Origin of the sequence: Bacillus sp. ISL-34 (genome assembly GCF_018613325.1) — a bacterium.
Taxonomy (GTDB): domain Bacteria; phylum Bacillota; class Bacilli; order Bacillales; family DSM-1321; genus Peribacillus.
In genome coordinates, this window is the sequence record NZ_JAGGQJ010000035.1 from 65276 (window position 1) to 86993 (window position 21718).

Below are 21718 nucleotides of genomic sequence, written 5' to 3' on the forward strand. Positions count from 1 at the left end.
TCATTACTTTGCATGTGAACCCCCATCGACAATCAAGATATTTCCAGTCACAAAATCAGATGCCTTCGAGGCCAGGAAAACCGCTGCCCCTTTTAAATCATCATCACTCCCTAATCTTTTTAGCGGCGTGGAATCCAAGATAGGATTCTTTCCTTGCTCAAGAACCCCTTTCGTCATTTTTGTCAGAAAGAACCCAGGTGCGATTGCATTAACATTGATATTATGCTGACCCCATTTAACAGCTAAATCCTTCGTTAAAGTAATGACCGCCCCTTTACTCGTATTATATCCGACCGTATCGAGCACCCTTGGGTCGGTCCCCCCTAATCCGGCGACGGAAGCGATGTTTATGATTTTCCCATGTCCCTGCTCAATCATGACCCTGCCTGCTGTCTGGCTCATGATAAAGGTTCCGGTTACATTGACATTCATCACCTTCTGCCACGCTTCAAGGGGCATGTCGACGGCCGGTGCCCCCCAGGATGCCCCGCTATTGTTTACTAAAATGTCGATGGCACCGAATTCACGGTATGTTTCGTTAACAACTTCCTGTACATCTGACGGATTGGTGATATCACACTTGAAGGAAAGCGCCTTGACTCCAAGCTTTTCGATTTGCGAAGCAACTTCGTCGCATGCCTCCTTCTTCCTTGAACAAAGAACGACATTTGCCCCAGCTTCGGCAAAACCGGTCGCTATTTGTGCTCCCAATCCTCTCCCTCCACCGGTTATGATCGCCGTCTTTCCAGTCAGATCGAATAAGTCGGTAACTTTCATATTTTCACCTCATGCTTTTGTTGGTATTTACGAAGTTCTATTTTGGCAACTTGTGAGCGGTGAACTTCATCGGGACCATCAGCAAGCCTTAACGTCCGTGCATTTGCCCAATGTGCAGCAAAAGGGAAATCATCGGAAATCCCTGCAGCCCCAAAGCCTTGGATCGCCCTGTCCAGCACATTCAATGCCATATTTGGTGCCACCACTTTTATCATCGCAATCTCCGCCTTCGCTTCCTTGTTCCCGACAGTATCCATCATATAAGCAGCTTTTAAAGTCAGAAGTCTAGCTTGTTCGATTTCAATCCGTGAATCAGCAACCCACTCCATGACCACACCTTGTCTCGCCAATGTTTTACCAAAAGCGACACGATTTTGAATACGCTTACATAATTCTTCAAGTGCTCTTTCAGCAGCGCCGATCAGCCTCATGCAATGATGTATCCTGCCGGGTCCGAGTCGTCCTTGGGCAATCGCAAATCCTTTGCCTTCACCCCATAGAATATTCGTTGCCGGGACCCTCACATTTTCAAAAGTGATTTCAGCATGGCCATGTGGGGCATGATCATAGCCAAACACTGGGAGCATTCTCTCGATTTTGACACCCGGTGTATCCAGCGGTACAAGAATCATTGACTGTTGTTCATGCTTGGACGCTTCAGGATCTGTCTTACCCATGACGATGGCAATCTTGCATCGGGGATCGCCTGCTCCTGAAGACCACCATTTCCGGCCGTTTATGACATACTCATTACCCGTCTTTTCTATCCTGCATTCGATATTGGTCGCATCGGAAGACGCCACTTCCGGTTCTGTCATCGAGAAACATGAGCGGATTTCCCCAGCAAGCAAGGGCTTCAGCCAGCGTTCTTTATGTTCATCTGAACCGTATCTCACCAACACTTCCATATTACCAGTGTCCGGCGCATTACAGTTGAAGATTTCAGGTCCTATCGTCGACCTACCCATGATTTCACAAAGCGGGGCATATTCTAGATTTGTTAAACCCGCGCCATAACCGCTATCAGGTAAAAATAAATTCCATAATCCTTCTTCTTTTGCTCTTGCCGTCAATTCATACAATATCGGGGGTATTTCACTCCAGCGGCTCTTCTGTGCTTCAAGCTGCTTTTTGTATATTGATTCATTTGGGTATACATGCTTTTCCATGAATTCCGTTAACTTCTTTTCCAGATTTTTTACCTTTTGAGTATGTTCAAAATTCAAATTGATTCCTCCTTTTAAACTTACTGACCGGTTAGTATGTTATTACATTTAAAGTATATACACAACATTCAGATTTTTTCAACAATTAGGTCATTTATTTTCCTGTCATTCAAGGCCCTGTATCTGGAATTTTTCGTTCTCACTATATTCCTGTTGTTGGACGGTTGGAAATATACAAACGATTTTCGTACCTTTTTTCAGTTCACTTGTGATGAAAACTTTTCCGCCATGCTTTTCGATGATTCTAAAACAGACGGAAAGACCCAATCCCGTTCCTGATGTTTTTGTAGTGAAAAATGGTTCTCCCACTTTTTGCAGGGAGTTTTCCGGAATACCCTCGCCTTCATCCAAAATGCTAAAAAAAACTTCTTCATTTTTTTCATGTATGCTCACAAAAATATTTCCGCCATTCGGCATCGATTCTATGGAATTTTTTATCATGTTTATTAGTACTTGCTTGATTTGGTTTTCATCAAAGTACATAAAAATAGGTTCTGAATCATAATTTTTATGAATTTGAATATTGTTCAGTACGGCGTTTGTCTCCAACAGCGTCACGACATGGTTGCAGCTTTCCTTTAAATCCTTCTCAAGAAAAACTGCCTCAGCAGGTTTCGATAGCAGCAAAAGTTCATTCAGCACTTGCTCGATTCGATTTATTTCCGAAAAAATAATATCATAGTACTCCAGCTTTTCGGCGCCGCCATCTTTAATCAACTTCACGAATCCCATTATCGCTGTCATCGGATTCCTGACCTCATGTGCAATCCCTGCCGCAAGTTGGGCAGCCGTTGATAATTTGCTTGATGTGATTGCCAAGTGTTCGTTTAGGCTCACAAGCTTTTCCTCCGCATGTTTACGTTCATTGATTTCCGATAATATGCCCACCGTCCCGATGAATTTCCCAGCGTCATCGTAAATTAGTTTAACGAATGCTTCAACCCAACTTGTTCCCTTTTTCGCATTTAGTTTTATGTCCGCGCGAAAATATTTATTCCCTCTATGAAAGGAGTCCGCAAAGGCCTTTAATACGTCTTGATAAGAATTGTTATCCATATGTTTAGAAAAGTGAAGCCCCAGGGATTCATTCACGGTTGCGCCACTCATCGATTTCCATGCCGGGTTTAAGTACAGCCAATTTCCTTTATCATCCGTTTGGAAAATAACCTCATTGAAGCTATTGACCAGTTCCTTAGAGTATTTGGAGATAATGCGATAACGCCCTTCGCTATCCTGCAATAAAGCAATCGTTTTACGGTTGTGATCAAAGATGGCACCCAAACACCAGGCTATGGTTAAAATGACGATTAAATAGATTCCTCCAAAGGCGGAAAACCTGCGTTCTTCATGACCCAGCCACCCTATATAGGGCAGTATCAATATGAAAAAAAGGGCAGGGACAATGATTCTTCCCGCATATTTCTTCACTTCTTCCACCTCCTTACCAAAATGATTTATTCTTCATCCGATCGAATTCCAAGTAAGGGGTCAAATTAGCATATCTTCTTATATAGAAATGGTAGAAAAACTCACTTATAGGTAAATTTCAACATTTTATCCATGATTCCTGCAAACAACCCAAAAAACCTTCCCACGGGTGGAAAGGTCACAGTTAAATTTAAATCATTTACCCAATGATGACGCGTTCTTTTGGATAATGGAAATTTTCCGTAACTTCTTTATGGCCTATGATATACAGGAGGGAGGTTATCCCGACACGGCCAATGAACATAATGATCATAATGACAATTTTACCGGTATTGCTGAGGTCAGGCGTGATTCCCATCGAAAGACCGACTGAACCGAAAGCCGAACATACCTCAAAAATGATCTGCATCAAAGTAAAATTTTCGGTAATTGATAAAATGAATACCGCCATTATGCACAGAAGGGATCCCATGATCATAACTGCTGTCGCTTTTCGGATATCATCGGGATGAATCTCCCGTTTGAACACTTTAATGGAACGCCTTCCTCTCATGAAACTCCATAAGAATAGAATCATGATGGCGAGTGTAGTTGTCCGGATTCCTCCCCCGACTGAACTTGGGGATGCTCCAATGAACATCAATATGCTCATCAATAAAAGGGTCGGTTCCGAAAAGTCACTCACATTCATCGTTGTTAACCCGCCGCTTCTCGTATTGGAGGACATAAATAAAGAGTAGAAGAACGATTCATGCCAGCTCTTCCCTTTAAAGAATCCGTTTATTTCCAGCAGGTAAATCAAGATCGTTCCCCCGATTATAAGGGAAAAGAAAGTGACTGAGGTCAGCTTCGTGAACAAAGAAAAATGAAACTTATAAGTTCGGGCTTTATTGGACAAAAACTCTTTCAGCTCAATCAAGACAGGAAACCCAATGGCGCCAAGGGTAAGCAGGATAAACGTAATGAACTGTACAAAATAATCGTCTTTAAATGGAATCATCGAAATACCGGTAATATCAAAACCAGCATTCGTGGTGGCACTTACGGCTAAAAATAAGCCATTTAAAAAGGCTTCTTTCCAGGTTGGAAAATAATTCAGAAAGTAAATGCCTAAAACGAGAGCGCCAATCATTTCAATTACGACAAATATTTGAATGATTTGGATCAATAATTTAACAAGGCCCGAAAGATTCGATTGGTTTTGATCAGTCATGATCAATTGCCTTTCCTTCAAACCGATTTTCTTGCCCACTATAAGCCAGAAAAAGGTTCCGAGTGTCATGATGCCAATACCGCCAAATTGGAGAACGAACATTAGAATGAAATAGCCTACCTCATTATACACTTCGGGCAAACTAACAACCGTTAGACCTGTCACACTAACTGCACTTACGGCTGTGAATAAAGCATCCATGAATTTTAATTCTACGCCTGGCTTAAGAGCAACCGGCAAACTCAACAGTATGGTCGAGATAGTGACGGCCAAAAAATAATAACCGACAATAAGCTGAGCTGGTGTTAACTTTGATAATATTTTTTTGATAGCAAACATAAAGAGTTTCCTTTCTTACTCCTATATAGTTATGTGGATCACATAACCATTAAAAATCTAGTTTACCCTTTTTTCATTCTTTTTTCCATTCTCTTTTAAAACTGACTTACTTACAACAAAAAGGCAGGTTTACCAATAAGTTTGATGCTGCTCATATAAGTAAAACTCCACATTCTACTCATACTATAATTACAGCGGCAAAAGCCGTTGAAAAAGTAAAGGGGAGATTCAAAATGGCTAACAGCAGTAACAACCTTCTTGTTCCTGGAATCGAACAAGCATTAGAACAAATCAAATATGAAATTGCATCAGAATTCGGTGTACAATTAGGTTCCGATACTTCAGCACGTGCCAATGGTTCGGTTGGAGGAGAAATCACGAAACGCCTTGTTCAACAAGCACAATCTCAACTTAAAGGTCAATAATTCCTATCACAATTGAATATCCATGGCTAAGAGTCCAGCTGCATGCTGGACTCTTTTTAATCATTATGTCCATTTCCGTTTCCATTATTGCCTTTACCCCCCCTTTTCGGCTTATCCCAATCTTGCTTATCTTGTTTATTTTGCTTATTCTGTTTAGCTTGCTTCTGTTTAGCTTGTTTTTTTTTATTGTCGTGCTTTATATGATCATTATTATTATTATTACTTTCTTTGGCTGATGAAACTTTTTTCACATCGGACTTTTTAGCATTCTTTTCATTTTTCTGCATGTTCTTCGTTTGATTGCTCTGGTCGCTATCGGATTTACCTTTTGACTCGTTGCTTTTTTCTTTGTATCCATTTATCGCATTCCGTTTTCCAATTGTATCTTCCCGTTCGGTTTGTTCCTTAATTTTGACAGTTTTTGTTTCCTTGTTTTTTTGTTCTGCCGGTTTGGCTTCATTGGCCGGCTTTTGCTTTATTTCAATTTCATTAATCTCTTGTTTTTTTTCTCCATCCGATTTGTTTTCCGTGCTCAGCGTTACGCTCTTCTCTTTCGGGACAACAACCTTTTCCTCGACTTTTTTATCTGGCGCTGGAGCAGGCTCCCTCTTATTGACTTTTATCTTATCTTTATCTTCATTCAACTTCTTTTCGAGATACATTCCCGTGGATATGCCTTGTTCCCTTGCTTGCTTCCGATCGCTTTTTGTTCCCTGGATCACTTTCATTTTTGTGTTAGAAACATTATCCTGAGATATTTCTTTTATCTCTTCTTTTAAATTCTTATCCAGTTCTTTATTTTTTTCCAATAACGTTGTGGAAACGACAATTTGTTTATTTCCTTTCAAATAACCAAGTTGCTTCGTCGTTACCACGATTCGGTTTGTTACCGTCTTTATATCCTTGCCTTTCCAATCCTTCAGCTGACCAATCACAAGCTTGCCGTCTTCATTTAAACCGGTAAGTTTGAGAACTTCTAAATCATCGTCAAGCTCCAATTCAATGCTTGGATTCACATCTATCGTCATATAAGCCGACACAGGACCAGAGAAATAGGAAGGAAGAATAGAAAAGAGAATCAAGAAGGTGGAGGCAATGCTTAGCACGGCCGTTTTTTTGAAAGATGAATGAAAATTGGAAAAGGCAAAAGTGAACTTTTGTTTAGCAGGTGAAAAAGTGATTTCCTCACCCACTTCATATACCCGTTCCTGCCTTTTGGTTTTCAGAAATTCACCCTCGGGGGTCAATAGGGTTACAAATCGCTTATTAACTGAAAGAATAACTCCTTTTTTCATCCATCGATAGCCCCTTTTATATAATCATTCAAATACAAAAAATCTCCGTTTATTATGATTGCCACAGCAATGATGTATTTTCTGTTCCGTTCAATCGTTTTTCTGCTCACTTCCACTTTTCCCTCAAGCTGTTTTACGGGCAGCCGCTTTTTTGCAAACAGGATTTCTTTCAGTTCGTCATCTTCCATTAACAATTTAGCGATCATAATAGCTCCCTTCCTGGCATCTGCATGTTTGGGAGAGTTTTCAACTAAATCCTCAAATGACAGACCAAAATCCTCTAGATGGCTTATATAAAGCTGAATTTCTTCTTTTCTTCTTTCCGATTCCTTCTGCTTCTCGTATTCATTGATGGAATTTTCATTATCGATATATAAATGGCTTTGCTCATTATCATCATTCAGTGATAAATCCAATAGGATTTCTTTTTGTTTGGACTGGCTTCTTAAATAATCTATAACCCTTCGTTTAACGAGGGTTTCGGCAAATGCCAATAAAGATCGGCCTTTTTCCGGGGAATATTTATCGATTGCCTCGTTAAAAGCAATCATTCCAATACTGAATTCATCATCTGATTCGTATATGTAACGTTTGCAAACCGATGACACTGTTTTTGCAATAAAAGGTTTGAATGACTCTATGGTATCATTACGAAGGCTAATATCGCCTTGTTGAATTTTCAATACGGTTTCTTCTAAAGAACGCTTTTTTTTGAATGCTGTAAACAACAATCCAAGCATTTGCTCACCTCGCTCCTGTTGAACATAAAATACGCATCAACATACTTATCTTAAGCGGAGGGAGTCTAAAAGACAGTACCAAAAGAACTATTTTTGCGATAAAAATGAAATCACATAATATATCAACATGATAAAATACTTAGTTTTTTCTCGTTTATTACAGTGCAATTACAGTAGAATATCTTTTTCCGGATTTTTGTCCAATACAATGGGACAATTGTCATTTTTATAACCGGAATTTAATATTCACATCTTTTAACATATCATACGTAAACATCCCTGCGCTTTTGAGGGTCATATCCATAAATCATTAAAAAGCAAAAAAAATAGGCGTGACCAGCACGCCCATTTTTTTAAGCTTCCTGTATTTTTTTCTCTTCTTTCGCTTTTTTTTCTAGTTTGCTTGAGATGATCCATGCACCTGCTGCAATTCCAATCAATACGGTCCAGAAAATCGATTTCCAAAGAGTTGATTCAGGGAAATGATGATCGATGACAGCCAGTGAAGGGTGTGCAAGTGTGTGTACCGCCAACTTCACTCCAACCCAACCCACGATCAAAAATGCAGCCGTTTCAAGGGAAGGACGCTGATGAAGCAACTTCACGAATGCATTTGCTGCAAATCGCATAATGATCAATCCAATCATACCGCCGAGGAACATGACAGCGAATTGCCCTCCGTCAATACCGCCGACTTTCATCCAGCCTGTTGCAGGAAGTGTAACAGCCAGTGCAACGGCAGCCAGCATCGAATCGATTGCGAAAGCTATATCAGCCGCTTCAACCTTTACCACCGTCATCCAGAAGCCGGATTGCTTTTTAGGTTTCGTGATTTCCTTCTCACCTTTACCAGCGTATTTTTTGTAAATGTGCTGAAAAGCAATGAAAAGTAAATAAATCGCACCGATCGCTTGAACTTGCCACACCTCGACAAGAAAGGAAATAAGGAATAAACTTGCAAAGCGGAAAACAAAAGCTCCCATCAGACCATAAAACAAGGCTTTTCGCTGTTGTTCTTTTGGCAAATGCTTAACCATGACAGCCATGACGACTGCATTATCCGCAGCAAGTATCCCTTCCAATCCAACCAAGATAAGAAGGACCCAGCCATATTCCAATAATATTGATACTTCCATCCATTCAACCTCCAATAGTTAGTATTTCCTTCCTATTGGCATTGGCAAAATAAAAAGACCTCTGCCATATAGGCAAAGGTCTTGCTGAACATGAAATCATGTCAACAAAGCCGATGAATGTTTAACATTCACGTAATGACGACTTTGTTTTAGGGCGAACCCTAACGCTACTCCCCTTTGAAAAGGAAAATCAGTTATTAAGTATATTAATAGTATACGCGCTCGTTATGAAAATAACAATCTTTTTTATAAATAGATCTCATTTTCGGCTTCCTTTGGATAATTTAATCAATCGCAAATATTCTTTACCGAAACGAATCCAGTTCGGTTTCGCAGAAAAGTAGTTCTGAAACAGCGATAAAAAACTCGTGTATTTCCCTTCATATGGATACCATTGTATTTCTGTAACATTTTTACCTTTATCGATCATGATCGCTTTTTCATGGCAGAAAATCTTCAATCCATGCTCGCCATGATAGCGGCCAACCCCACTTTGTTTGGCACCGCCAAATGGTAAATGATGATTAGCAACCGTTATCAGCACATCATTGATCGTCACCGCTCCTGTTACTAACTGAGACGCAATTCTGCTTGCTTTTTCCCTATCCATCGTCCAAACGCTGGAATTGAGTCCATATTCACTTTCATTTGCCAAGGCGATCACTTCTTCCTCCGTATCAAAAGGCACAACAGGCAACACGGGTCCGAACGTTTCTTCTTTCATGATTTTCATGGAATGATCGACATTGGACAGAATCGTCGGCGGAATGAAATGGGTCTGTCCCGTTTTCCACTCTTTCGGAGGTGTTCCGGTTTCAAGTACGGCCCCCCTATTCAGTGCATCCTCCAGTTGTCCAGCCACAATATCAACTTGTGCCGGGAAAGTCATTGAACCGATATCATCCTTTGATTGCACCCCCTGCCTCATTGACTTCGTTTTTTCTTTAAGAAGCATGAGAAAATCCTTATAAACTGGACGTTCCACATAAACCCTTTCAACACTCATGCACACCTGCCCGCTATTTGTGAAAGCCCCCCAAAGAGCCCCGTTCACAGCCCGTTCCAGGTTAGCATCATGCAGAACGATCATCGGATCCTTCCCGCCAAGCTCCAAAGTCGTTGGGATCAGTTGTCTTGCTGCAACCTCACCAATCATTCTTCCAGTCCTTACAGATCCAGTAAAAAATATATAATCTGGTTTTTGCTCAGTTAATGCCGCACCCAATTCTTTCCCTCCATGGGCAAACTGAATAGTTCCTTCCGGGAAACCAGCTTCAAGAAACAGATTTTCGATGCACACCCCAACTAAAGGAGTTACCTCTGATGGCTTGGCGATGACTGCATTTCCCGCCGCCAGAGCATTAAGAATGGGTACCATGGAAAGCTGCAGCGGATAATTCCAGGGTGAAATAACGAGAATCGTTCCACGGGGCATATAATGGATATAAGATTTTTTACCAATTAACATGAGCGGAGTGGTGACCTTCCGTCCGGAAAGAGTTTTCACTGCATGTTTCTCAATATGCTTGATTGCATCAATGGTTGGCATGATATCAGCAACCAGCGCTTCAATTTTCACTTTTCCCGTATCTTTTGAAATGACTTCAGCTATTTCATCCATTTTTTCAACCATCAATAAACGAAGACGTTTCAAATAGTGCAGCCGTTCCTTGATGGGAAGATTCGACCATGCTTGGAACGCATGTCTTGATTTCTTATATATAAGAGGAATCGCCTTCAATGGCGTTGGGACGATTTCCGCAATCTTCTCACCTGTTGCCGGAGAAAACACTTCCAACTTGTCATGTATTTCTTCCATAACTACTCCCCTTGCTTTACCTTATTTTAATTGGTACTGCCCTTCATTTTGCTGCATTACCTGAAATGCAGCAAAACTTCTGTGCAGTGTGCTGTCAAAACGCCCTTTCAAGTGAAATTAATATAGATCTATCCCACACCTTAATATGCCAGGACGGATTGATAAAAGCGCCTGACTACTGTTCATAAACTTCACTAAACGTACGAGGTTTTTCACTCAACCCTCTTTATATAATGCCAGAGACGCAGCAGCCTGTATAATATAATCGATTGGAACCAAGTTCACAACCGGTTCCCTCTCTTCATATAATTCCTGCCCGATTCCCTGCCATATGATTGTTTTGTCACATATAACCTTAAATAGTAATCTTCCAGACATAATAGCACGGACGAAATGGAATATATAGTAAAAAAATTTCATAATTAAAAGGAGTATTCATGTTTGCTATCGAAGGTTATGTATAGGAATCCGAATTCGGCTATAAATCCGGCAGACAAGTTTATCGGTTTTTGTGTTTAATATTGGGTAATGGAGGATAAATTCATATTATCGAATAAAAATTATTATCTATATAACCGATTTTCCGTTACTATATAAGAAGGCGATTTTTTCGCGCATACATATTTGAGGTGAGCGCACAAGTGAAAAGAATAATTAAAGCATACGACTTCCCTATTTTCATCGCTGTCGTATTACTCTGTTTGTTTGGTTTAGTCATGATTTACAGTTCGAGCATGATCACTGCTGTCGCTCGATACGGCTGGCCCATGGATTTCTTCTTTGAGAAACAAAAAACGGCCTTTCTCATTTCATTCCTGGCAATGATTGTAACGATGATTCTTCCTTATAAGATGTACAAAAACAAAATGTTCTTGATGTCTATGATGTTTGGAATGGCCGGTGTCCTTTTGCTGCTATTTATCTTCGGCCATACAGCAGGAAATGCCACAAGCTGGTTCAAATTAGGGACAAAATCGATCCAACCTGCAGAATTTTCGAAATTAGCCATTATCATTTATCTGGCAGCCATTTACGGAAAAAGGCAGGATCGAATCAATAGTATTGATAAAGCCGTCATCCCCCCGATTTTCTTTTTGGTATTCATCTGTTTTTTAATCGGAATACAACCTGACTATGGAACGGCAGCGGTCATTTTCCTGATCTCAAGTACCATGATCATTTCATCCGGGATGTCCTTTAAGAGTATATTCAAACTCTCTTTAATCACTGCGATATTCGTTGCCATATTTGCATTAGGAGTTCTCGTGACAGGAAATTTCTCATCCGTTCTTTCCGACAATAAGGTGGCTCGTTTTACGGGGTTTGCAGATCCTTTCGGAACGGCAGGAGAAAGCGGGTATCAACTCGTCAATTCATTATTCGCGATAGGGTCCGGCGGCCTTACTGGAGTGGGACTTGGTGACAGTGTACAAAAATACGGGTATCTGCCTGAATCACATACCGATTTCATCATGGCTGTCATTGCGGAAGAGCTCGGGATATTCGGAGTGGGATTCGTTCTATTGACACTAGGTTTTATCGTCTTAAGGGGATATGTACTTTCAGCAAAATGCAAAGATCCATTTGGAAGTCTTTTATTGATCGGCATCTCATCCATGATCGGCATTCAAGTCGGCATCAACGTTGGCGGAGTGACTGGACTTATCCCAATTACAGGGATCACCCTACCATTCATCAGTTATGGAGGATCCTCCTTACTGTTGCTCATGCTATCAATGGGCATATTCCAAAATGTCGTAATGCGAATGAATTTACTTGAACAGCAGGAAAAGGTCGTGTCCATCCCAAAAGATGAGGTTGCGTCTTCAAAATAAACGATCAAATCCTTTCCCCCCTGACATTTCGTTCATGTCAGGGGGTTTTTCATTCTCTGTGAGGTTATGGAAGTTCATATGAAAAAAACAGGCAGTCGAAACCGACCGCCTGTTTTTTCATTTATAATGGATACCGATTTTCGTAAAGCCAGCAATCAAACTGAGCAAAGGACAAAGTAAGCAGAAGAATGCAAATGGGGCATATTCAAGGGTTGAAACACCCAATACCTGCGTTAAGAATACACCGCATACACCCCAAGGAACCAGGGGGTTCACAACTGTTCCCGAATCTTCAAGTACCCTTGCAAGCGTTTTGGGCTGCAAACCTAAATCTTCATATTTTTGCTGAAATGCTTTCCCAGGCAGTAAAACTGACAAATATTGTTCACCGACAAGGAAATTCACGCTGACCCCAGCAAATACGGTAGCGGAAATCACTTTAGCTACACTCGTCAATGAATCCTGGACCGCATTTAAAATCGAAGGGATGACACCCAATTCGAACAATAGTCCGCCCATGGCCAATGCCAACAACACCATCGAAACGGAGAACATCATACTTTCAATCCCGCCCCGCGATAAGATTGAGTCAAGTTGATCCATTCCACTCTTAAGTACAAATCCGCCGTATAAGATATCTGCTAGTTTTGCAACCGTCAAACTTGGCGTTTGTATGAAAGCAATGATGGCCGCCGAAATGATCCCTGCCGACAATGTCGGAATGGCTGACACCTTTTTCAAAGCCATGACAAGAACGATGACAAACGGAATCAAACTCCATATGCTTATATTCGTTTCCATTTCCAGGGCTTTGGTCATGGCTTCGATTTCCTCAACACGGGCCACTTTTAAATTCGGTGAAAGGAAGTAAAAGATGATAAGCGATATCAAAAAACCTGGAACCGTAGTCCAAAGCATATTTTTAATATGTTCAAATAATGATACTCCAACCGTTTCCGAAGCAAGGTTTGTCGTGTCGGATAATGGAGACATTTTATCCCCAAGAAATGCACCGGAAATGATTGCGCCTGCTGTGATCGCCAACGATAAATCCATTGCCGCCGCCATGCCTATGAAAGCAACACCGATTGTGGCTGAAGTTGTAAGTGAACTCCCGATACAGAGCCCCAGGAGCGAACACACCAGAAATGTGACCGCATAGAAGGATTCACCTGAAATCCAATCAAACCCATAGTACATGATGGTAGGAATCGTTCCGCTTGCCATCCAGATCGAAATTAACATTCCAATGAAAAAGAATATATAGATGGCCCCCATGCCTGAAACTGCACCTTTGACTATAGCCGCTTCCATAATCGAAAATGGCAGCTTCTTGATCTTTCCATAAACAAATAGAAATAGGATAGCCGCTATTATTGGAATATGGGGGGCAAGTCCATAATGTATGATACCAGTTGCAATAATAAAGAAAAGAATGGCCAAAACCCCAATTGCTTCAGGTAAGGAGAGTTTTAGCTTTGCATCTTCAAGACGCATGATGTATTTCCCCGCTTTCAATGTTGTATATTCTCTGAGGTAAGGATCGGATCTTTTCACTCCTCATAATTACTGAAACGCTTTTAAGCACTAAAGTTACTAGCTAAATATAAAGGAGTTTCAGGAGATTGTCAAAGGAATAATAATCTATTTTAGTAGAATGCGATTCTTTATTTCCTTTTTATCACAAAACGAAAACCCATACTTCGCTTCGTATAGGTTAAGCCTAGTATACCCTAAGATATAAATCCTCCTCTTTGCTTAGCCCCCAAATAAGGCCCTGTCTTAATCCAATACCGATGTCCCTACAATTCTTTCAGTTATTGTCGTAGTCCACCTAAATGAACAGCAAACCGTTCCTGATCATAGATAATTTGGCTTTTAACTATGATTCCTGTGCACCGAAGATTTAGATTTTAAATTTCATCAACTGCTGCATTCGAATGTGTAATTACACAAATCCTTTTATTATAATCTTATTTTGATTTATAGCGGATTTTTGCAATTGATACTATTTGCGACGCATTTTCCTGGGCTTACACCTTGATTCAAACGCCATCCAAACCTTTTAAACTATCTATTTTATTAATTTACCTTTACCTTTAACATAGCCTTAAATAAAAAAAGCCTACATCTCCTCTTTTCAAAAAAAGGTTAATGTTATACAATAAGTTTGTTAAGTATTTCACAAACTTTCGTTGAAAAGTATCCATCCAAGAAGGATGGATACTTAGAAGGCTACATTAACAAGGATATATAGATAGGTAATGTAATTAAAGATAGAATGGTACTAATTACAAATGAAGATGCTGTTTCAGTTGATAACGAATCAAATCTACTTGAAATCATTGCCGCTACAGCAGATCCTGGAAATGATACTAGCAAAATAGCTTTAATTGTATCTGCATGATCAAGGCCAACTAGATGAGCAACCAGAATCATATATAATGGAATAGCCACAACTTTTAAAATGGAAATGCCAAAAGCAATTGGTCGTAAGCTAATCTTACGGATACCCACGGTTACACCTACAGCAAATAATGCAACCCCAGATGTCACTGACCCAATTTGATCGAGCGCATTTTTTATGATATCCGGTGCCTGGAACCCTAATAGTGTTAATACAACAGCAAGTAAGGGAATACATGCAAGCGGTTCGCTAAGACCATGCAAAACGATACCCATAATGTTTGTTTTTTCATCTTTAGATTTACCCAATCTGGATTGTCCGACCGTACCAACTATTGTTGCTAATGGATCCAGAAGGGCATTCACCACAATACCCGTAATCGCAATAGGTATAGCTATCTCTTGCGCCCCAAACAAACTGCCTAATACAGAAATCCCCATAAAAGCAAAGGCGGGCTGAGTTGCGTTTAATGAAAACATAGATGCTGCAGTTAAATCGTATTTAAACACCAAACGAGCCACTATTAAAAGGATAATGTAAAAGCCAATAACACCAATGGTCATAGTTAAGAAAAATGACCATTGATTAATTAAGGTTTGTTTTGAGGTTGTTGTAATCCCAATGAATAAGTGTGCAGGTAAAGCAAATTTTGTAACTAACGTATTAAGCCCTTTGGAGGATTCTGAATTGAAAATTTTAAAATAGCCACCCAAATAACCAATAATAATTGTAAAAAAGATTGGTATTAATGTTAAAAATATATTCCCAATATTCACTAGAGATGCACTTCTCTTTCCAAAAAATTGTCCAATTTAAAAGATTCTACTAAGGCTGACTTATACGGAGATTCCCCTAAAACGGATCCCCTTTCTTTTGAGACAACAAAATATGCTGGCTTTATTTCCCATGAATAGTTTTGTACTCCGGCTTCCACATGGATTCTGTTATTGCTTTTTCAATATCTGTTATATCCGCTTTCGCAATTCCTTCTTCAATGGCTGTCTTTGCCACTTCAATGGCTACAGATTTAGAAACCTCTTGCAATTGTTTGATTGAAGGGAGTAAAGAAGCACCATGCTTACTGCTATCCGATAATCTTGAAACAGCAGATGAGGCTGCTGCAAGCATGCCCTTAGAGATTTTTGTTGCTTCTGCGACAATTGCACCAAGTCCAAGTCCTGGGAAAATATATGCATTATTAGATTGTCCGATTGTATAAATCACATCATTATAGTCAACATCATCAAACGGGCTTCCTGTCGCTATTAAGGCTTTACCTTGAGTCCAATTTATAAGGTCTTCAGGAACAGCTTCCGCTAAGGAAGTCGGATTTGACATCGGCATAATAATAGGATGTTCCACGTGCTTTGCCATTTCTTTTACAACTTCTTCTGAGAAAGCCCCTGCTTGACCAGAAGTGCCGATTAAGATGGTTGGTTTAACCTTTTTTATTACCTCTAATAATGGAATAATTCCTACTTCATTCCGATCCCATTCCTCGACTTCTTCAGCTTTTCGGCAATACGACTTTTGGAATTTCAAAACATCTGGAATGTCATCTATCAACAATCCACGATAATCGACGGCCCAAAAGTTACCATATGCCTCTTCTCTGGAAACGCCATCTAGGATCATGGCTTCAACCATTTGATCAGCATTACCGATTCCTGCTGCACCTGGACCAAAAACAACAACCCTTTGTTCCTTTAAAGGAACACCAGTCACTTGTAAGGCAGACATTACGGCGGCTAGTGTTACTGCACCTGTACCTTGTATATCATCATTAAAAGTGAGAATTTTGTCGCCATAATTATCGATTATATTTCGTGCATTTATATTTCCAAAGTCTTCCCAGTGAAGTAATGCCCTTGGGAAGAAGGCTTGAGACTTTTTAACAAATAAATCAATGAATTCGGTGTATTCATCACCGCGAACACGCCCAAACCTGTTACCAATATACAGTGGATCACTAATCAGGCTTTCATTGTCGGTCCCAACATCCAGGACAATAGGTAGCACCCTGCTTGGATCAATTCCCGCAGCTGCTGTGTAGACTGCCAATTTGCCAATGGCTATGTTAATTCCACCAACTCCCTGATCCCCGATTCCAAGAATACTTTCAGAATCTGTAACAACTATTAAATCGATATCATCAGATGAAAGGTCCAGGTTTTTAAATGCATCTTCCATTCCCTCCATATTATCAATAGAAAGGTATAGACCTCCTGGACGGTGATATTCTTGGGAGTACTGTTGAATAGCCTCTCCTACAGTAGGTGTGTAAATGATCGGCAGTATTTCACTTAGATGGTCTTTAAGTAGACGGTAAAACAGTACCACGTTCCTATTAAATAAATCATATAACATTCCATTCTTCCGAATATTGCTAGGTTGAGTGGAGAATTGTTCATAAGCTCTTTTTACTTGTTCCTCAAGAGTAAGCACCTGGGATGGTAGCAAGCCTACCAATCCTAGTTCATTTCTTTCTTCCTTAGTGAAAGCAACCCCTTTATTAATAAAAGGGTTTGACAGAACACCTTTTCCTCTTAAAGTTGTTTCCAAGCCCTTTTTTGTCTTTTCATAAGCTGTCATAGACGTTCCCTCTTCCTAAAAATGTATATTTAAAAATGATCATTACCAGGCAATAGAGTATATTCTTCCCTGGGGAAGTGTAATTACTAAAAGAAAACTGTAAAAAGGAAAATAAATATACAGCACATAAAAACTTAAATATTTCCTCATTACTGCTTATTTGTTCAATCTTGTGAAAAATTTATAAATAACTCAATCGCCAGTCTATATCTTAGTAGTCATTTACGGAGGACACTAGCTTATTTAACTAATTTTAGTATTATGTAATTAAAAAAAGTAAGCAGCCATTTGACTGCTTACAGATAACGTTGAATAATATGGCTCTTGTCATCATTAAATTTGTGTTGGGAGACTGGTCGGCCTACGGTTCCATAGATTACCTTAACATCAAGGACACCGATATCCTTCATGAATTTTAAATATTTCCTTACTGATACCCTGGATATACCCGCCACATTTACGACTTCCTCTGTTGAAAAAGGAGCATTTTTAAATACCTGTATTACATTCCATATAATCTTTAGGGTATCTTGAGCTAATCCTTTCGGTAATTCCTCTGGTAAATGAATTTCTTCTTGATGCAAAATTCGATAATCCAATTCTTCTTGATTTAGCATATTTTTATCTTGAATAAAATCTGATTTGTTCCGATATGCTGATAAGGCCGAGTTAAAACGTTCAAATTCAAACGGCTTAATTAAATAATCAACAGCACCCAGTCTCAATGCTTTCTGAATCCTCTCAATGTCCGACGCAGCAGAAATGACAATAACATCTATCTCTTTTTCACTTTCTCGAATTTGTGAGAGTAAATCGAGTCCATTTTTCCCAGGCATGAAAATGTCTAATAGAACTAACCCTATTCTTTGATTTTCCAATACATTCAGAGCTTGATCCACTGAGGAACAGACAGCAGCTAATTCGTAGCCATCGACTTGATTCAAATAGCGCTTATTGAACTCTGCAACCATCGGGTCATCTTCTACGATCATTACCTTAATCATCCTACATCATCCTTGCTTTGTATGGTATATAAACCACAAACGTTGTTTCTTGACCTTCTTTTGAACTAATATTGATATCTCCGCCTAGCTTATCCAGGCTTGCCTTAACCAAATATAAACCAATCCCCCTGTCCTCTCCTTTTGTTGTATATCCTTTTAGAAGGATATGATTAAGATTGGCATCAGATATTCCCTGTCCAGTATCATGAACTTCAATAGTTAAAATATCATCTGCATAATCAAACTTTAATTCAATTCGTTTAACGGGCCTTTTTTCCACTGCTTCTATAGCATTGTCAATCAAATTTCCTATTATTGTAATTAGCTCATGAGTAATAGCTGCATTTTCTGGTTCTGGCAATTGGAAGTCAGAGGATAATGCCAGCTTAGCACCTGCTTCCCTGGCATAACTTAGTTTTCCAATTAAAAAGCCGGCTAGTACTGGATCTTTAACGGTTTTGGTAATAAAGCCAATCTCGTTTTCTCTGTGGTCAACAAGGTCACTAATATATGCTGCAAGCTGATCATAATAATGCATATGCACCATACCAAGTATTACATGAAGTTTGTTCATGAATTCGTGCGACTGGGCCCTTAACGATTCAGCATATAAGCGGACTCCAGTCAGCTGTTCCGCCAGCAGATGTATTTCTGTTTTATCACGAAATGTAGCCACGGCCCCTACGATTTCATCCTTCACAAATACTGGTACCCTATTCACTAGTAAGACACTATCTTTTAAATCCTGCTCTTTATCTAATTCGACTTTTCCGGTCTCAAGAATTCTATCCAGGTTTGAGTCAGGCATATAACTAGTTACCTTTTTACCCGTTGGATTTTCATTAATACCCGCTTTTTTAAATATCTTTAAAGCTGCTTTGTTTACGAGAGTAATGGTTGAACTCTGATCTACCGCTATGATTCCCTCCCGAACTGATTGTAAAATGGCATTTCGCTCTTTTAAAACCTTCGCAATAGCAAAAGGTTCCAGCCCAAATAATATTTTCTTAATATACCTTGCCAAAAGTATTGCGCCGGCAATTCCAGTTAATATTCCAAAAACGGTTCCTACATAAATATTAAAACGGCTTTTTAAAACAGCATCATGAACTTTTTGAAGAGAAATACCGACCACCACTGCTCCAATTTGATTATCCTCTGAATCATAAACAGGGGTGAAAGAACGCAAAGATCTGCCTAAAGTTCCTTTGGAAATAGAAATGTGCTCTCTACCTCTTAATACATCTTTCTCGTCCCCTCCAACAAATTTTTTTCCTATTTTACTTGGATCGGGGTGGGTTTTCCGGATTCCATTATTATCGATTATTACTACAAATTCTACATCTGTCGATTTTTTTATCCTATTGGTAAATTGCTGAACTTCCTGATTGTTCTCACTTCCACTTAACGCTTCGATTACAAGCGGCGTTTGTGCTGCCATGCGTGCTACGTTTACTGCTTTTTCCGTCTGGGTCTTCTCTATGGTATCCGCAACTGTTTGGCTAATGAGAATATCTGTAATGAATAATGATAGGGCTACTACCCCACACACCAGTATCATAATAGTAAACTGTAGACTCCATTTCCCTTTTTTCACTTCTACACACCTCTTTGGTCTAAAAACTCTATTCTTTAAGGAAGATACTTTTATGTTAAGTATGTTCATTTTGCTTACATCACACAATTATTCGGTACTTTATCAAGTTCCAAAAAGATAGCCAAGTGATTTAAATCAAGTGAGATAAGATATATATAGCCTAACCATTTGCCAATGGTATCCTTAAAAATATTGATTCATCTGCAATATTTTCCAAATAATAAAACAGACTATACCTTCGTAGGCTAGGATATAAATATTCAAAATCTTAATCGCACCGTCATTATTCTCCTTTCATATCTTTACCCTACATACCTCGGTAGTTCAATATAAGATATTTTTGCTATACTCCTCCTGCACCAGGGTTAATGCCACAAGTTTTCTATTAGTATTATTTAGTTCATAAGAAATTTAGCGGAATATCCCAGCTATTTTTACAATGCTAAAAGTTACTACGATTTTCTTATTTAACCTTTCCAATTAGTTACTATTTAATTTTCAAAAATACAGCTGACTAACATCTTCTATCTCTCTGTTTCCGTTTATCTAAAATCGACATGTTTAAAACAGGGGGAATGATTAAAATACCCGCATTTTCAACCAAATCAAAAAAGTAATTAAGAAAGTACGCAAGGTTTAGAATTAGTCATCAATTGTGTAAAATGGCCTAAACATAGAAAAGATCATTTAATTACTAGAGATATGTTATTGATTATGAAAAAAGGTTCAGTAATTGTAGACAACAGTGCGGATGTAGACGGTGCAATTGAAACCTATAAATCGAAAATACATGCAAATCCTACATATGTATTTATAACATCAGTCTTTATTTTTTATATTACTTTTATCTGGAATCTGTTATTTTTTTCACACAATAAAAAGCTTGCAGATTTAGACCCTAAAAGGGGCCTTATACCACAAGCTGAACAACCTCCACTATCCGAAGTTTTTTAGTTATTGATTAAAATGATTTACTTCCCAAATGTCAGGGTTTTCTGATCCAATGTACCAAGCTGATACTCAGCCTAGTGATTTTGTTTTACAGGTTAAGTCGAAGCCCGATTGATTTTTTATCTTCTATTCCAAATTTGATACTTTCCACAATGGGCAGTATATTCCACATAATTTTGTAAGGTCTTTTCATTCCACACCTTTTTAAGTCCATGAGATGAAATAATTCGGTCGATCTCAGCCATGGCACGGTCATGACTTTTCACTTTATTAGTCGATAAATCGGTTACCCATTCTCTCGTATAAAATGGTACAGCCACTATTATCTTATGAGCAGGTACTTCTTTCATTAAAAGCTTAATTCCTCTTTGGTCCAAGGTATCGAGGTAACAGACTCGTCTACTGGGCTCCCCCCAATGCACGACATAACCCATTATGATTATAAAGTCTGCTATTTTGCCAAGCGCTTTCCTTTCTAGACTTTTTGACCAAAAAGGGTCGTCATTTTCCCTAGTGACATCCCCAGATATTTTAATACCATGAGGTTTTAGGAACTTTTTTAGTTCGCCTATGGTACCTTCACCAACCATTTCCATTCAATATAGGCTCCCCTGATACAAAGAACCTTTCTCAGAAAAATCGAATATCAGTTTTAACGAGATATATTAATTATTGATTATGAAGTACCTCCATAAATTTGCTCCTATAGGTAATTTCACAATTAACAGGTAAATATAGCTATGGAAACATGTTTAAGGTACTATCAAAAAACCCTTTCAATATTTATACAATGCTCCAGATAAAGAAAAAAGCCCGTGTATATAACACGGGCTTCAGACTGTAGACAAACTCGATGAAAATCGAGTTTGTCTACAGTCTTTTTATGGCTTTTACAATTTGAACGTTGATTTCCACTCCAGGCACTCGCTTTCCG

At 39.2% G+C, this 21718-nt stretch carries 16 protein-coding genes and 1 pseudogene; 3 read left to right on the plus strand and 14 right to left on the minus strand.

Annotated features, from left to right (window positions below; translation table 11 throughout):
- Positions 1-3 precede the first annotated feature (3 nt).
- The 4 genes from J7E52_RS22805 to J7E52_RS22820 form a co-directional block, all read right to left on the minus strand.
- Positions 4-777: an SDR family oxidoreductase gene (locus J7E52_RS22805; RefSeq protein WP_214750668.1), complete on the minus strand. Its 774-nt coding sequence runs from the start codon at positions 775-777 to the stop codon at positions 4-6.
- Positions 774-2003 carry an acyl-CoA dehydrogenase family protein gene (locus tag J7E52_RS22810; protein ID WP_214750669.1) on the minus strand — a complete coding sequence of 410 codons (1230 nt, stop codon included), beginning with the start codon at positions 2001-2003 and terminating at the stop codon, positions 774-776. Before J7E52_RS22810 ends, J7E52_RS22805 begins: the two co-directional genes overlap by 4 nt.
- Before the next feature lie 105 nt (positions 2004-2108).
- Positions 2109-3431 (minus strand): ATP-binding protein, encoded by a 1323-nt coding sequence (locus J7E52_RS22815; RefSeq protein WP_214750670.1) that lies wholly within the window; start codon positions 3429-3431, stop codon positions 2109-2111.
- Positions 3432-3630: 199 nt separating this feature from the next.
- The gene (locus J7E52_RS22820; RefSeq protein WP_214750671.1) at positions 3631-4983 is read right to left on the minus strand and encodes a TrkH family potassium uptake protein; all 1353 of its coding nucleotides are present in this window, start codon (positions 4981-4983) and stop codon (positions 3631-3633) included.
- Positions 4984-5216: 233 nt separating this feature from the next.
- On the opposite strand from J7E52_RS22820, the gene J7E52_RS22825 reads away from it, so the two are divergent.
- Positions 5217-5408 carry an alpha/beta-type small acid-soluble spore protein gene (locus J7E52_RS22825; RefSeq protein ID WP_034314196.1) on the plus strand — a complete coding sequence of 64 codons (192 nt, stop codon included), beginning with the start codon at positions 5217-5219 and terminating at the stop codon, positions 5406-5408.
- 56 nt (positions 5409-5464) lie between these two features.
- Here the strand turns inward: J7E52_RS22825 and J7E52_RS22830 are convergent, their stop codons facing one another.
- The 4 genes from J7E52_RS22830 to J7E52_RS22845 all read right to left on the minus strand — a co-directional run bounded on the left by J7E52_RS22830 (position 5465) and on the right by J7E52_RS22845 (position 10398).
- A complete protein-coding gene (locus tag J7E52_RS22830; RefSeq protein WP_214750672.1) occupies positions 5465-6703 on the minus strand; it encodes an anti-sigma factor domain-containing protein in 1239 nt (412 codons plus the stop codon).
- Positions 6700-7443, minus strand: a complete 744-nt coding sequence (gene sigI / locus J7E52_RS22835; protein ID WP_214750673.1) for an RNA polymerase sigma factor SigI — start codon at positions 7441-7443, stop codon at positions 6700-6702. The genes J7E52_RS22830 and sigI overlap by 4 nt, the downstream gene beginning before the upstream one ends.
- A gap of 353 nt (positions 7444-7796) precedes the next feature.
- Positions 7797-8579 carry a TerC family protein gene (locus J7E52_RS22840; protein ID WP_214750674.1) on the minus strand — a complete coding sequence of 261 codons (783 nt, stop codon included), beginning with the start codon at positions 8577-8579 and terminating at the stop codon, positions 7797-7799.
- 259 nt (positions 8580-8838) lie between these two features.
- A complete protein-coding gene (locus J7E52_RS22845) occupies positions 8839-10398 on the minus strand; it encodes an aldehyde dehydrogenase family protein (RefSeq protein ID WP_214750675.1) in 1560 nt (519 codons plus the stop codon).
- A 641-nt stretch (positions 10399-11039) separates the two neighbouring features.
- Between J7E52_RS22845 and J7E52_RS22850 the strand changes: the two genes are divergently transcribed.
- Positions 11040-12233, plus strand: a complete 1194-nt coding sequence (locus J7E52_RS22850; RefSeq protein ID WP_309476930.1) for an FtsW/RodA/SpoVE family cell cycle protein — start codon at positions 11040-11042, stop codon at positions 12231-12233.
- Positions 12234-12350: 117 nt separating this feature from the next.
- Here J7E52_RS22850 and nhaC read toward each other — a convergent pair whose 3' ends face one another.
- The 5 genes from nhaC to dcuS form a co-directional block, all read right to left on the minus strand.
- Positions 12351-13730: a Na+/H+ antiporter NhaC gene (gene nhaC / locus J7E52_RS22855; RefSeq protein WP_214750676.1), complete on the minus strand. Its 1380-nt coding sequence runs from the start codon at positions 13728-13730 to the stop codon at positions 12351-12353.
- Between the two features lie 738 nt (positions 13731-14468).
- Complete coding sequence (locus J7E52_RS22860) at positions 14469-15416, minus strand: AEC family transporter (protein WP_214750677.1); 948 nt, start codon at positions 15414-15416, stop codon at positions 14469-14471.
- Between the two features lie 121 nt (positions 15417-15537).
- Positions 15538-17232, minus strand: coding sequence for an NAD-dependent malic enzyme (locus tag J7E52_RS22865; RefSeq protein ID WP_214750678.1), 1695 nt, complete (start codon positions 17230-17232; stop codon positions 15538-15540).
- 296 nt (positions 17233-17528) lie between these two features.
- Positions 17529-18236 (minus strand): response regulator, encoded by a 708-nt coding sequence (locus J7E52_RS22870; protein WP_214750679.1) that lies wholly within the window; start codon positions 18234-18236, stop codon positions 17529-17531.
- Position 18237: 1 nt separating this feature from the next.
- Positions 18238-19833 (minus strand): DcuS/MalK family sensor histidine kinase, encoded by a 1596-nt coding sequence (gene dcuS / locus J7E52_RS22875; protein ID WP_309476931.1) that lies wholly within the window; start codon positions 19831-19833, stop codon positions 18238-18240.
- Positions 19834-20475: 642 nt separating this feature from the next.
- Between dcuS and J7E52_RS22880 the strand changes: the two are divergent.
- Positions 20476-20787 (plus strand): annotated as a pseudogene (locus tag J7E52_RS22880) (hypothetical protein); the annotation flags it as partial.
- Positions 20788-20903: 116 nt separating this feature from the next.
- Here the strand turns inward: J7E52_RS22880 and J7E52_RS22885 are convergent.
- Complete coding sequence (locus tag J7E52_RS22885; RefSeq protein ID WP_214750681.1) at positions 20904-21380, minus strand: glycoside hydrolase family 18 protein; 477 nt, start codon at positions 21378-21380, stop codon at positions 20904-20906.
- Positions 21381-21718 lie beyond the last annotated feature (338 nt).

What these genes read in the sequence shown, in the direction of transcription:
- J7E52_RS22805 (WP_214750668.1), bottom strand. Translation starts at nt 777, where the DNA reads ATGAAAGTTACCGACTTATTCGATCTGACTGGAAAGACGGCGATCATA.
- J7E52_RS22820 (WP_214750671.1), bottom strand. Translation starts at nt 4,983, where the DNA reads ATGTTTGCTATCAAAAAAATATTATCAAAGTTAACACCAGCTCAGCTT.
- J7E52_RS22825 (WP_034314196.1), top strand. Translation starts at nt 5,217, where the DNA reads ATGGCTAACAGCAGTAACAACCTTCTTGTTCCTGGAATCGAACAAGCA.
- J7E52_RS22830 (WP_214750672.1), bottom strand. Translation starts at nt 6,703, where the DNA reads ATGAAAAAAGGAGTTATTCTTTCAGTTAATAAGCGATTTGTAACCCTA.
- sigI (WP_214750673.1), bottom strand. Translation starts at nt 7,443, where the DNA reads ATGCTTGGATTGTTGTTTACAGCATTCAAAAAAAAGCGTTCTTTAGAA.
- J7E52_RS22840 (WP_214750674.1), bottom strand. Translation starts at nt 8,579, where the DNA reads ATGGAAGTATCAATATTATTGGAATATGGCTGGGTCCTTCTTATCTTG.
- J7E52_RS22845 (WP_214750675.1), bottom strand. Translation starts at nt 10,398, where the DNA reads ATGGAAGAAATACATGACAAGTTGGAAGTGTTTTCTCCGGCAACAGGT.
- nhaC (WP_214750676.1), bottom strand. Translation starts at nt 13,730, where the DNA reads ATGCGTCTTGAAGATGCAAAGCTAAAACTCTCCTTACCTGAAGCAATT.
- J7E52_RS22865 (WP_214750678.1), bottom strand. Translation starts at nt 17,232, where the DNA reads ATGACAGCTTATGAAAAGACAAAAAAGGGCTTGGAAACAACTTTAAGA.
- J7E52_RS22870 (WP_214750679.1), bottom strand. Translation starts at nt 18,236, where the DNA reads ATGATTAAGGTAATGATCGTAGAAGATGACCCGATGGTTGCAGAGTTC.
- J7E52_RS22885 (WP_214750681.1), bottom strand. Translation starts at nt 21,380, where the DNA reads ATGGAAATGGTTGGTGAAGGTACCATAGGCGAACTAAAAAAGTTCCTA.